The sequence below is a fragment of the Eubacterium maltosivorans genome, assembly GCF_002441855.2.
GTDB lineage: Bacteria > Bacillota > Clostridia > Eubacteriales > Eubacteriaceae > Eubacterium > Eubacterium maltosivorans.
This window is the reverse complement of sequence record NZ_CP029487.1, coordinates 3,830,971-3,843,663: the sequence shown is the minus strand read 5'-3', so window position 1 is coordinate 3,843,663 and position 12,693 is coordinate 3,830,971. Positions and strand designations below refer to the sequence as shown.

General features: G+C 44.7%; 10 protein-coding genes. 3 read left to right on the top strand and 7 right to left on the bottom strand.

All coding sequences use genetic code 11. The features are described 5' to 3' along the window. Positions 1-30: 30 nt before the first annotated feature. Positions 31-1,755, top strand: coding sequence for a hypothetical protein (locus tag CPZ25_RS17835; RefSeq protein ID WP_096919022.1), 1,725 nt, complete (start codon positions 31-33; stop codon positions 1,753-1,755). Between the two features lie 24 nt (positions 1,756-1,779). Here CPZ25_RS17835 and CPZ25_RS17830 read toward each other — a convergent pair whose 3' ends face one another. From CPZ25_RS17830 to CPZ25_RS17815, 4 genes are all read right to left on the bottom strand, one after another. Continuing rightward, positions 1,780-2,469 (bottom strand): response regulator transcription factor, encoded by a 690-nt coding sequence (locus CPZ25_RS17830; RefSeq protein WP_058695564.1) that lies wholly within the window; start codon positions 2,467-2,469, stop codon positions 1,780-1,782. A gap of 142 nt (positions 2,470-2,611) precedes the next feature. Then, positions 2,612-4,240 carry a chaperonin GroEL gene (gene groL / locus CPZ25_RS17825; protein ID WP_058695565.1) on the bottom strand — a complete coding sequence of 543 codons (1,629 nt, stop codon included), beginning with the start codon at positions 4,238-4,240 and terminating at the stop codon, positions 2,612-2,614. A 50-nt stretch (positions 4,241-4,290) separates the two neighbouring features. After that, the gene (groES, locus tag CPZ25_RS17820) at positions 4,291-4,575 is read right to left on the bottom strand and encodes a co-chaperone GroES (protein ID WP_013379350.1); all 285 of its coding nucleotides are present in this window, start codon (positions 4,573-4,575) and stop codon (positions 4,291-4,293) included. A gap of 311 nt (positions 4,576-4,886) precedes the next feature. Further along, the gene (locus CPZ25_RS17815) at positions 4,887-5,576 is read right to left on the bottom strand and encodes a type 1 glutamine amidotransferase domain-containing protein (protein ID WP_058695566.1); all 690 of its coding nucleotides are present in this window, start codon (positions 5,574-5,576) and stop codon (positions 4,887-4,889) included. Between the two features lie 373 nt (positions 5,577-5,949). On the opposite strand from CPZ25_RS17815, the gene CPZ25_RS17810 reads away from it, so the two are divergent. After that, positions 5,950-7,383: a trimethylamine methyltransferase family protein gene (locus CPZ25_RS17810; protein WP_058695567.1), complete on the top strand. Its 1,434-nt coding sequence runs from the start codon at positions 5,950-5,952 to the stop codon at positions 7,381-7,383. A gap of 59 nt (positions 7,384-7,442) precedes the next feature. Further along, positions 7,443-8,684, top strand: coding sequence for an MFS transporter (locus tag CPZ25_RS17805; RefSeq protein ID WP_096919023.1), 1,242 nt, complete (start codon positions 7,443-7,445; stop codon positions 8,682-8,684). A gap of 27 nt (positions 8,685-8,711) precedes the next feature. On the opposite strand, the gene CPZ25_RS17800 is transcribed toward CPZ25_RS17805, so the two are convergent. The 3 genes from CPZ25_RS17800 to tsaD all read right to left on the bottom strand — a co-directional run bounded on the left by CPZ25_RS17800 (position 8,712) and on the right by tsaD (position 12,681). Continuing rightward, complete coding sequence (locus CPZ25_RS17800; RefSeq protein ID WP_074616544.1) at positions 8,712-10,136, bottom strand: sigma-54 interaction domain-containing protein; 1,425 nt, start codon at positions 10,134-10,136, stop codon at positions 8,712-8,714. Between the two features lie 162 nt (positions 10,137-10,298). Next, complete coding sequence (locus tag CPZ25_RS17795; protein WP_096919024.1) at positions 10,299-11,558, bottom strand: Nramp family divalent metal transporter; 1,260 nt, start codon at positions 11,556-11,558, stop codon at positions 10,299-10,301. 112 nt (positions 11,559-11,670) lie between these two features. Beyond that, positions 11,671-12,681 carry a tRNA (adenosine(37)-N6)-threonylcarbamoyltransferase complex transferase subunit TsaD gene (gene tsaD, locus CPZ25_RS17790; RefSeq protein WP_074616542.1) on the bottom strand — a complete coding sequence of 337 codons (1,011 nt, stop codon included), beginning with the start codon at positions 12,679-12,681 and terminating at the stop codon, positions 11,671-11,673. Positions 12,682-12,693: the final 12 nt, after the last annotated feature.

The following is a 12,693-nucleotide window of genomic DNA, read 5'->3' as shown; positions in this document are numbered from 1 at the left end:
TCCATTTCGATTATTTGTAAGGAGAACCGTATGTCAGCGATTTGTTCAATAAAATACTTATTTTTGTTTATGATCCTTCTTCTGGTTTCAGCAGCCATGCCGGCCAGGGCCAGCGCAATGATCACAGGCCCTGCCACAGCGCCCGCGGAGGAATCGCCCAGCTGCGAAGCTTTCCAGGTATGGGTGGATGAAAACCAGGATACCGGCGGTACTTATATCCTGACAGAAGATCTTGTCATTACGCGCTCCCTGAGCATCTATAGGCCCGGGGCGCCCATCGCCATCGACGCCGGACCCTACCACATTTACGTTAAGGATACCGCTCTGCTTGAGCTCATCGGCTCCAATATCACCATTACAGGAGAGGGCGGCGCAGAAGGACTGATCCGCACATCGCCCATGGGCGTCCTCATCCTTGAAGCGTGCAGCATTACAGCCGAAAGTGGCACCGCGCTCTTTTATGAGGGCGGTGATCCCACAAGCTGGTCCATTAATATCGGCGGCACGCTGAGTGCACCGGCCACCATTGCCGCTTACGGCGAAAACGCGCGCGGCATTGTCTGCGAACAGCCCGATCCACTGGAATTGGTCAACCTGTTCATCACCGCTGACGGTGCCCACAGCATTGGTATTTCGTCGGTTTCGGATATTTCCATGACGAATTGCAGGGTCACAGCCAAAGGCTCAGGCGCCGTTTCTGTCACTTCACAAAATGGCAGGGTTACGGGAACACTGTGCCGGCTCACTCCTGAGGCGCCTCAGTTTTCGTACGACGAGACTCAATGGATCATCACCGGAATCGACGAGCTGCATTTTGTTCTTCCGCCCTTCACTGACTATGAGGAGAGCGGGCTGCCGGACTACATGACCGTAAATATCGCGAACAGTAAGGATCCAGACGATACCTGCTATGTCTCGCTGGCTGTCACCTGGGATCGAGCCGCCTACGACGCTGGTCTTGAAAAAAACGAGCCCTTTACGCTCACCGGCACCTTGGAAGTCCGTGGGGATATCCTCACCGACGGCGCCCCGACGCCTGCAGCGGCCATTTCCTTTAAAACAGCCACGCCCATCGACGACCTGAGTGTCACTGACACGCCCGATGTCAAGATGTGCAGGCTCACCTTTAGCTTTACCCCGCCCGCTGGCGCCTCCTCTGTAAAGCTGCAAAAGTCGGTTGATGGCGGCAGCAGCTGGATCAGCCAGGATATCACCAAGGCCTACAGCCTGAATGACGCGGGTAATGCCGTTTACGAGGATATCCTGAAAGAGTCTGGCACAGCCCTGTATCGGTTAAAGATTACAGGCTCTGCTTACGCGGGCTACTCCAACACAGTCGCCAGCTCCTTTGAATCTCTGCCCCTCACCGGCGAGAAATATGAGGATATTGACGGCAGCCGGGGTGGCGGCGGAAGAAATGAAGTGAGCCGGGATCCCGGCGGCAATATCTTTGAGAATATGCTCGGATATCTTCCGTTCAATAACCCTGCCGTTAATGCGGCGGAATTTTTTCTGGCCCTGGACAATAAAAATGACTCTCCGCTCGCCAAAAATGCCGCTGACAAGCTTCAAAAAAACACGCCCTCCTCTGAGGGTGGCGCAGGCGATTCTCACGAAGGACAAGACACTCCCCCGTCGGGTGCCGCGGCTCACACCATCTGGCCTGCCTTAGGTCTGCTGTTCATTTTCCTGTTTTTTGCCGGCGCGGTCCTCTGGCTGAATCCGGCCCTCCGCTCCCGTTTTTTCAAAAAATAGCTTTAAAGCTGAGGCGTAGATGCCTCAGCTTTTTTGATCCGCAACAAATTTATAGCCTTTTCCCCAAACCGTCTGGATATACTGATGTTCCTCAGAAAAAGAATTGAGCTTTCTCCTGATCTGCGCCACGTGTACCTGAACCGTATGCGCGTTACCCAAATCCGGCAGCTTCCACACCCTTTCAAAAATATCCTTCTGGGAAAATACCTGATTTTCATGGTTCGCCAAAAAAAACAGAATATCAAATTCTGCCGCAGTTAAGGATATGGTCTTATCTTCATAAGCGACACTTCTTGCTGCTTCATTGATACTCAGCCTTCCAAAGTTCAGCGCCTCGCCACGGCTGGCCTTTCCTTCCTGCTGACGTATGCGCGCGCAGATGCGCAGTTCAAGCTCTCGCAGACTAAAAGGCTTGATAACATAGTCATCGCCGCCTGAAACAAAACCATTGATCCGCTTGTCCTCCTCAGCGTAATTTGACACAAAAAGAATGGGGACATTGTTATTCTTTTTAACCGCTTCACAAACCTCAAAGCCGTCCATATCCGGCAGCGCCACATCCAGCACAATGCAGTCCAGAGGCATATGGGCCGCTGTTTTGAGGCATTCCTTTCCGTTCTGGGCCGTGTAAACCTTATAACCGCGGCCTGTAAAATAAATCCGCGTTACTTCCAGTATCGAAGCATCGTCGTCTACAATCAATAAATTATACATTTTGCTCTCTCCTACCTAAGCTCCAATGAAATCATTATACATAAAAATGCTTCTTTTGAAAACTAAAAAAGCAGGATATTAAGCTTTCACTTAATATCCTGCCTGTTATAAAATCATATCATTTTATTTATATTAGCTTTTATTACATCATTGGCATTCCGCCGCCACCCATTGGAGGCATTGCAGGAGCTGCTTCTTCTGGTAAATCAGCAACGGCAACTTCGGTGGTTAAGAACATCGCGCAGATGCTTGCAGCGTTCTGGATAGCTGTACGGGTTACCTTGGTCGGGTCGATGATACCTGCTTCAATCATGTTGACAAATTCGCCGGTAGCAGCGTTGAAGCCGATGCCGTTTTCTTTCTTGCGCAGTTCGTTGACAATGACAGAGCCTTCAAGACCAGCATTTTCAGCAATCTGACGAACGGGTTCTTCAATCGCGCGGCGGATGATAGCAGCGCCGATTTTTTCATCGCCTTCCAAGGTATCGATTAAAGCATCTACCTTGTCTAAGGTTTCGATGAACGCAGATCCACCACCAGGTACCATACCTTCTTCGACACCAGCTCTTGTCGCGTTCAATGCGTCTTCGATGCGGTATTTGCGTTCTTTCAATTCAACTTCGGTAGCGGCACCAACCTGGATAACTGCTACGCCGCCAGCCAGTTTAGCCAGACGTTCCTGTAATTTTTCTTTGTCATAATCCGATGTGGTTTCAGGAATCTGAGCCTTGATCTGAGCGACTCTTTCTTCAACGATCGCACGGTCTCCCTGTCCATCAACGATGATGGTGTTGTCCTTGTCAACCTTAACCTGACGCGCGCGTCCTAACATAGACATATCGGCGTTTTTCAGTTCCAGACCAACTTCTTCAGAGATTACCTGACCACCTGTTAAAGCAGCGATATCCTGTAACATGGCTTTTCTTCTGTCACCGAAGCCAGGAGCTTTAACAGCGACACAGTTGAAGGTTCCTCTTAATTTGTTCAGTACTAAGGTTGTTAAAGCTTCGCCTTCAACATCTTCAGCAATGATTAAGAGCTTAGCGCCCTGCTGTACAATCTGTTCCAGCACTGGAAGTAATTCCTGGATATTTGTGATTTTCTTGTCTGTGATTAAGATATATGGGTTGTCTAATTCTGCAACCATTTTTTCAGTATCGGTTACCATGTAACCAGATAAATATCCTCTGTCAAACTGCATACCTTCGGTAAATTCCAGTTCTGTACCCATGCCCTTGCCTTCTTCAACAGTGATAACACCGTCGTCGCCGACTTTAGTCATGGCTTCTGCAATTAAATCACCAATTTCGGTATCAGCGGCGGAAATGGAAGCTACCTGAGCTTTTGCTTCTCTGGTTTCTACTGGTTTGCTGTTAGCTTTCAGTTCGTCAACAACAACTTCCACAGCCTTTTCGATCCCTTTTTTCAGAACCATCGGATTCGCACCGGCTACAACGTTTCTGTTACCTTCTCTTACAATAGCCTGAGCTAATAAGGTAGCGGTAGTAGTACCATCACCAGCTACATCGTTTGTTTTGGTAGCAACTTCTTTGACCAGCTGAGCGCCCATGTTTTCAAAAGCGTCTTCCAGTTCAATTTCTTTAGCAATGGTAACACCATCGTTTGTAATGGTTGGAGCACCGTAGCTCTTTGCTAAGATAACGTTTCTTCCTTTTGGTCCTAAGGTTACTTTGACAGCGTCTGCCAATTTATCTACGCCAGCAATCAGTGATTCTCTGGCGTCTGCACTGAATTTAATATCTTTTGCCATTTTAATCTTCCTCCTGAAAATTTATAATCTATTAAATGTGGTTTTCTGAATTATTCAACAATTGCTAAGATGTCAGACTGTTTCAAAATCAAGAATTCTTCTTCGCCAACTTTTACTTCGGAGCCAGCGTATTTAGAATAGATAACTTCATCGCCTTCCTTTACATCCAGCGGCACTTTTTTACCATCAACAATTTCGCCGGAGCCAACAGCGACAACGGTTCCCTGCTGTGGTTTTTCCTGTGCAGAACCCGGTAATACGATACCGCTAGAAGTCGTTACTTCTTCTTCTTTAACTTTGATTACAACCTTGTCTCCCAATGGTTTTAAACTCATTTTTGATTCCTCCATTTTTAATGATTTATGATTTTTATTATTTTCTTCTTGTTAGCACTCATTACCTCCGAGTGCTAACATTATATTAAACCATTCTCTCAAAATTTGCAAGACCTTTTTAATAAATTTAATGACTTTTTTCAGGATTTCAGGATTGCTTAATATTTTTTGTGAAAGCTCTCCGGTTATGCGCCTTTCAGGCTTCGTTATTTTTTATATTACCTGTTTCTGCAAGCGGTATTTTCTTATTTTTACCCAACAAGCAAATTTAGCTGCATACGCCGCTTTTTTTCACAATCCGCCTTTTGTCTTTAATAACTGCTTAAGTTTTTCAGCAAGCATTTTGCCACGGCCTGTCCAGACATGGGATTCTGCCCTGTTATCAAATGCCCATCCTGTACTGCAAAAGAACTAAAAGCGCGTTTTTTCACAAATTTCGCTCCCCGCTTCCTGGCTTCTTTCTCAGTACCAAAGGGCACTAAGCGGTTTTTTCCGCTTAGAATTTCTTCTGTTTCTGTAAAGCCTGTGAGTGTTTTACCAGATATAAGATAGCTTCCATCTGATGTTTTTATATTCAAAAGCCCTGCTAATCCGTGGCAGACCGATGTCACATAACCTCCCTGCTCATAAATCTCTCGGCTGATTGCCTGCAAATCTTTATTGTCCGGAAAATCCCAGACCACGCCGTGGCCGCCTGTATAATAGATTGCCAAATAATCGGAAGCATTGATATCCGATGGTTTAAGGGAGTCTGCCAATGCTCTGTTCTGGAAATCCTCTGAGTTATAAAAAGCAAACACGTTCTCATTGACATAAGCGTTTTTCAGACTGCGAGGGTCGATTGGCACATAGCCGCCCCTCGGGCTGACATAATCAATTTCATAACCAGCCTGTATCAATTCTTTCACAAACTCAGTCGCTTCTGACAGCCAGAGACCTGTCGCCTCATTTTTCGTTCCATATTTCGCAGTATTGGTCAAAACCACTAATATTTTTTTCATTTTTATCTCCATTTCATATCAAAAGTTCTAATTGATCACTATAACTTATATACCGTTTCAGATAAAATCTAACCATTAATCCATCCGCCTGCAGACCACCAGATCACTTTTTAGATTTAGTAATATTTTCTTTTTTACGCAAAATAGACAAATTATTTTACACTTTTCTTCAAAACATGGCTTATCTGGAAGACATAAACTGTATATTTTTTTGTCACTGACAATTACCTTTACGCTTTTTATTCTTTTTACGCCTGGGAACGCTTTAAAACAGACCAAATAATCCAAATTTTCATATTATTTTTGGCATATTCCTTGCTTTATATAACCATAAAGTAAATGGCGCCATACAAAATTATTGAGGAGAATATCGATGAAAGCATACGAAAAATATATTTCTAAGGCAGATATTGAAAAAATACACGCGCATACGCTCACTATTTTAAAAAAGGTAGGCGTAAAATTTGAACACGAAGAGGCTTTATCTGTTTTTAAAGCGCATGGAGCAAGAATTGAAGGCGATAAGGTTTATATCGAAGAAAAAATGCTTGAGGAAGCTTTAGAAACCGTGCCAAAGAAGTTTACAATCTATTCGTCAAAGGGCAACGTTCACATCGGCGGCCACAGTTATGTAAAGCTTCCGGTGTCCGGTTCTGCTTATTTACAGGATGGCAGCCGAATAAGAGCTTTTACAAACAAAGATATTATTGACTGGGTTAAGCTTTCGGATACCAGTCCTGTTCTGGATTGTGTGATGACGAATCCCTGTTTTACCTCCAAAAAATTCACACAAAATGAGACTGAGCTTGGGTTTTTGGCTTTACTTTTAAAATATGCCAATAAGCCAGTCCCTTTTGCAAACCCAAATACCGCGACGGCTGCAAAAGGCCGGCTCCGCGAGGCCTACAGAAGAGGAATCCGCCTTGTTCAGGATTATGAAGGTATTTACGACAAGGTTGTCGGCTCACACGGTTTTAACCCTATTACACCTCTGTGCTATGACCATGATCCGCTTGAAAGGATGTTTGCAGTCTGTGAGGAAAGACAGGGCGTTTGGTTTGCCACCTGCGCGATGCCTGTGCTCACCGCCCCATTTTCTGTCATCAGTCTGCTGACCGTGGCCAATGCCGAGCTTCTCGCTGGTATTGTTTTATCTCAATTAATTCAGCCTGGCACACCCATTATATATGCCAATGTTTCAGGTTCAACGGATTTGCGTTCTGTACAGCTTTGTATGGGAAATCCCGAGGCTGCGCTTATTTTTTACGCCACTGCCGGCATCGCGGACTATTATGGTATCCCTTTCAGAACCGGAGGCGCGTTCAGCGACGCAAAGGAACTGGATTATCAGGCAGGTATGGAAGCCATGTTATCCATTCGGACAACTTCTGAGGTAAAACCAGATATGGTTTTTCACGCTTTGGGCACAATGGGGACATACAATGTTACTTGCTTTGAAAAATTTATTCTGGACGAGGAAATTTATAATTTCACTGAACGTCTCAATTCTGGTATCGATGCCTCAGAAGAAAAATTCTGTATGGACATTGTCGAAAAAACAGGGCCTCGCGGCAATTTTCTTACCGGGCGCACCCCCAAAATGTTTCGTGAAGAATTCTACGTTACAAAATATCTGAACAAACTCGATCCTAATGAATGGCAAAATCACGGCTCACTTTCTCTGAAAGAAAAAATGCAGGGAGAAGTGAAAAAACGTATTGATTCCTTCAAACCTGCGCCTGTCACAAAAGAACAGGAAAAACTGTTAAATCAATATATTCCGATCGAATATCGTAATGGGTTATAAAATATATTTTGCCGCAGAGACTGACGGCTGTTCTCTGTGGCTGCACTAAGGAGTTTATCATGTCTAAGATAAAACGTAACTTTTTAGTCGGATTAATCAGTATAATGGTCGGGCTAATCTATTTTATTCCCTATATTCGCTTTTCTTTTTATGATCAGTTTGTCGCTGCTTTTCAGCTGACAAACTTTGAGTTTGGTAATTTAGGATCAATCTATGGGCTGGTTTCACTTTTCTGTTACCCGGTCGGCGGCGTCCTGGCTGATAAATTCAGCTCTCGTGTAATGCTGGCGGCTTCCTTCTTTGCCAGTATGGCTCTGACTTTCTGGGAAGCTTCATTTCCTGATTATACTTCCCTGGTCATTATCAGCGCACTCTTTGCAGTTTTTAACGCCGGTACCATGTGGGCCGCTTATATTAAACTGCTGCGAAGCCTCGGAAATGAGAACGAACAGGGTAAAATCTTTGGAACAAGCGAGGCTTTACGCGGCATTATCAGCGCCATTGCCGGCTTTATCTTTCTGGGACTGCTGAGCCTTTTTACCAGCCAAATCTCAGGTATGCGTATGATTTTGCTGTCATTTGGCGTTATCTATGGCCTTTTCGGTGTTTTAAGCATCATCTTTCTTCCAAAAACCGAAAAAAAGCAGAACGAATTGTCAACGGATACTGAGGACGCTGCGAAGGAATCCGGTATACTCTGTAAAATCAGCAGAGTGCTCAAACTTCCTGGAACCTGGCTGCTTTCCATTTTCATGTTCAGCTGCTATTGTGTCATCATGTCTGGTGTAAACTATCTGGGAACATATGCCACCCAAATTTTAGGAATTTCTGAGGAACTTTCGGCAGGACTCGCTATTTTCAGAAACTATATTGTCGTGGTGCTGGCCGGTATACTTGGCGGTATTTTAGCCGATAAAGCAAAATCAAAATTGATTTTTATTATTTACCTGCTCTGTGGAATCGTAATCTGCTCTGGAATCAGTCCTTTCCTGACATCTGTGGCAATACTTTCTATTGCCGTCTCAATGATATTAGCCTTTTTATACTATAGTGTAAAATCCATATACTTTTCAGTTATGGGTGAAGGTGGGATTCCACTGGAATTAACCGGCATCGCAACAGGCATTATATCCTTTATTGCGTTTATTCCTGACGCATTCATGACTTCGCTCATGGGCTCCTGGATTGACGCCGACCCAGTCAGCGGCTTTAACAAAATATTTATATGGATGGTTGCCTGGTCCATTATTGCCGCTGTATTTGCCTTTATTATTTATCGAAAAGGAAGAAAAAACAGGTGAGCATTACAAAAAGGCTCTCTAAAAAATCTAGAGAGCCTTTAGTTCATATTTGTTGATTTTATGATGCAGTGACTGCCTGGTTATATTAAGCGTCTCTGCCGTTCTTGTAATATTGAAGTTATTTTTTTCTAATGCCGCTTCGATCAAATCTTTTTCATATTGATCCAATGTATTTTTCAAGTCCATATTTTCATGTATAACCATTTTTTCAGAAAAATGGTAACTACTTTCAAACGATTGTATATATTCAGGCAAATGTTCCTCATCCAAAACCAGATCATTGTTTTTCATCATACAAATACTCTGATGCAGCACGTGTCTGAGTTCTCTTACATTACCCGGCCAGGAGTACTCTGAAAACTTTTTTCCCACTTCTGGTGAAATGCTTGTCACCTTTTTACCCAACACTGGTCCCAGTGTTTCCAGAAAAAAGGCCGTTAGTATTTTTATATCCTGAACTCGTTCTCTTAAAGCTGGAAGATTAATATCAAAGACTGCCAAGCGATAGTATAAATCCGCTCTTAATTTACCCTCCTGAATTAATTTTTGCGGCTCCCTGTTGACTGCGCTGATAATTCGCACGCTGCAGCTTCTCTCCTCTGTTTCGCCGACTCTCCGGTATTTACCCGTTTCCAGAACACGCAAAAGTTTAGACTGCATTCGTATATCCATCGAGTTGAGCTCATCTAAGAACAAGGTGCTGCCTTCCGCTTCATACAAGAGGCCCTTTGTGTCCAAAGCCCCTGTAAAAGAGCCTTTACGCGTGCCAAAAAGAGTGGACTCCAGTAAATTTTCCGGAATGGCGGCACAGTTTACTGCTACAAAATTTTTCTTGTAATACACACTGGCGTTATGAATACTCTGCGCAAACAGCTCTTTTCCAGTCCCGGTTTCACCATATATCAGAATAGGCTCCAGTGTTTTCGACGCAATTTTTGCCTGTTCGATACACTTTTTTATTTTTGGGCTTTCTCCAACAATACTTTCAAAAACATATTTTGTACCATTGTGATATTCAAAATCTTCACTGCTTTTCAGCTCAATCTTTTGTTTGTTTATGACGGAAACCATGTTTAAATAATCAGAAATTTCCCTGTACACACACAACACCAGACGAAGTTTTTGCTCTTGGTCAAATAAAGGATAGGTGCTGCAAACCGACGTTATTTTCTGATGATGATTCGTCTCATAAACATTGATTACATTTTTAAGCGATTTTCCTGTTCTCAGTGTTTCCATAATAAGCGATTTCGACTTTTCCTCTTTTCGCGTCTTCGCTTTATGGTACAAATCATTTGGTTTTTTACCAAGAACCTCCCCATGGTCATAACCTTCAATTAATTCACAGCCTTTCGAATAACAGACAAACTCTCCACAACGATTAACAGCGGACAGGCAATAATCTTCTATCTGTGACAGCTCGTCAAGGCTAATGTTTATAGCATCCTTCATATTAATACCTCTCAAAAGTTAATGGTTTTCAACCAAAAATAGTATACCATAAAATCCTGTTTTTACGTACTTATTTTAATCTCATTTCAAAAAACGGTATACGTCGAAACGACGTATACCGCTATATATTGTGGTTTATTATATTAAAAAGTTCATATCCCACTAAAAGCTGCTCACCAGCAGCATGATGTTAAGCGCTGTTACCAGCAGTCCGACGACCAGCAGAATCGTAAAGTCAATCCTGCCATTGGCAAATTTCCCCATAATTTTCCTGGAGGTGGTCAGGTAAATCTGCAGGAAAATCGTGATGGGCAGCTGGATGGACAGAAGCATCTGGCTGTAGACCAGACCCATAAACGGGTCGGTTACAAAGAAGATAATAATCAGCGATGCCAGAAAGATGCCAATGATCCCAAGCTGGCTGTGACGGTCATGAATATCGTAAGGCTCCTTGAACATCCCCGCAACAATAGTGCCCCCCGCCATTCCCGCGGTGACGGACGAGCTGATTCCTGCCAGCAGAAGGGCGAAAGCAAAGAGGAGCGATGCACCCGGGCCCACCAGCGGCTTGAGCATGTCCGCGGCCTGAGAGAGCTCTGTGACCTGGAATCCCGCTTTATAAAAGGTGGCTGCGGCCATCAAGATCATGGCGCTGTTGATCGCCCATCCGATAATCATGGAAACCAGCGTATCCGTAAACTCAAACTTCAGCTGATTTTTAATAACGGATTCTTCCTTCGTATTCCACTGACGGCTCTGGATAATTTCAGAGTGCAGAAAGAGGTTATGCGGCATTACCACCGCGCCCAGCACACTCATGATGACCAGCATGGAACCCGGCGGCGTTGAGGGCTTAACCCAGGAAACAGCGGCAGCGCCCCAGTCGACATGAACCATAAGTATTTCGATTAAGAAAGAAACACCGATCAGCGACACAAAACCGATAATCCAGCGTTCCAGTTTTTTATAGGAATTGCTTAAAAGCAAAAAGAGCGCCAGAGCCGTTACCAGGATCGAGCCGATTTTTATGGGGATCGAAAAAAGCATTTCCAACGCAATGGCACCTCCCAGCACCTCTGCCATGACAGTGGCAATGGTGGCCAAAACCGCGGTCGACAGAACAGGCACACTGAGCCATTTAGGCAGATACTGGCTGGCCGCCTCCGACATACAGTAGCCGGTCGCAATGCCCAGATGGGCAGCGTTATGCTGTAAAATAATGAGCATAATGGTCGATAGCGTTACCATCCACAACAGCGAATAGCCATATTCCGCGCCGGCCGCTACATTAGAAGCCCAGTTGCCTGGGTCGATAAAGCCCACGGTCACCAGCAATCCCGGACCAATGTATTTTAATATTTCAAGGCCGCCTTTGTGCTCACTATGAGAACCGCCCTGAAGCCATTGCCTGATTCGATTCAAATCGAACGCACCTCTTTTCAGTTATATTAAAAACCGGTATACGCTGTTTTGACGTATACCGCTATATATTGTAGTTTTTTTGATAAAACCCATACAAAGATCTACATAGTGTTTATCTGCTGCCGATCTTCAGCCCCGGCACAGCGTTTAAATACAAGTCGCTTTTCACATCATTAATATAGTTGTAATAAGCCATGGAGCCGATCATCGCCGCATTGTCTGTACACAATATGGGTGCTGGATAATAAAGCTCAAGGCCGTTTTCCTCTGCCTTTTCCTGCATCATTCCCCGCAGCAGGCTGTTGGCTGAAACGCCGCCGGCCATACAGATTTTATCTGCCTTTTGGGCAAGGGCGCAGTGAATGGTCTTTTCAACCAGCACCTCAATGACTGCCAGCTGAAAAGAAGCTGCCACGTCTTCCACGACAATGGCTTCTTCCTTCATCTTTTTGCCGTTAAGATAATTCAACACTGCGGATTTTAAGCCACTAAAGCTGAAATCATAGCTCTCCTTTTCCAAAAATACTCTTGGAAACTCAACCGCATGAGGATTTCCCTTCCTGGCCGATCTGTCGATGGCAGGACCTCCGGGGTATCCCAGGCCTAAGACCCTTGAAATCTTATCGTAGGCTTCTCCGGCCGCGTCATCTCTTGTTTTCCCGATGATCTCAAAAGTCTGGTAATCACGCACCATCACCAGATGGCTGTGGCCGCCGGATACCACCAAGGTTAAAAATGGCGGTTCCAGGTCCGGATACTGGAGAAAATTCGCAGCGATATGCCCTTCAATGTGATTGACGCCGATTAAAGGCAGCCCCAGACTGTAAGCTAGAGCCTTAGCCTCGGAAACGCCGATCAAAAGCGCGCCTACCAGCCCCGGGCCGTTTGTCACCGCAATAGCGTCGAGGTCTGAAAACCCGAGCCCACTTTCCTCAAGGGCCTCCTCAATAATATAGGGCAGCTTCATCACATGATTTCTGGATGCGATCTCAGGTACCACACCACCATATTTTTTATGAATATCGATCTGTGAGTAAATCCGGTTGGTCAGAACTTTTCTTCCGTCCTCAACCACTGCGACCGAGGTTTCATCACAGGATGTCTCAATACTTAATATCTTCATAGAACTCACTTT

Excerpts from the sequence above, each read along its gene's own strand:
- CPZ25_RS17835 (WP_096919022.1), top strand. The coding sequence starts at position 31 with ATGTCAGCGATTTGTTCAATAAAATACTTATTTTTGTTTATGATCCTT.
- CPZ25_RS17830 (WP_058695564.1), bottom strand. The coding sequence starts at position 2,469 with ATGTATAATTTATTGATTGTAGACGACGATGCTTCGATACTGGAAGTA.
- groL (WP_058695565.1), bottom strand. The coding sequence starts at position 4,240 with ATGGCAAAAGATATTAAATTCAGTGCAGACGCCAGAGAATCACTGATT.
- groES (WP_013379350.1), bottom strand. The coding sequence starts at position 4,575 with ATGAGTTTAAAACCATTGGGAGACAAGGTTGTAATCAAAGTTAAAGAA.
- CPZ25_RS17815 (WP_058695566.1), bottom strand. The coding sequence starts at position 5,576 with ATGAAAAAAATATTAGTGGTTTTGACCAATACTGCGAAATATGGAACG.
- CPZ25_RS17810 (WP_058695567.1), top strand. The coding sequence starts at position 5,950 with ATGAAAGCATACGAAAAATATATTTCTAAGGCAGATATTGAAAAAATA.
- CPZ25_RS17805 (WP_096919023.1), top strand. The coding sequence starts at position 7,443 with ATGTCTAAGATAAAACGTAACTTTTTAGTCGGATTAATCAGTATAATG.
- CPZ25_RS17800 (WP_074616544.1), bottom strand. The coding sequence starts at position 10,136 with ATGAAGGATGCTATAAACATTAGCCTTGACGAGCTGTCACAGATAGAA.
- tsaD (WP_074616542.1), bottom strand. The coding sequence starts at position 12,681 with ATGAAGATATTAAGTATTGAGACATCCTGTGATGAAACCTCGGTCGCA.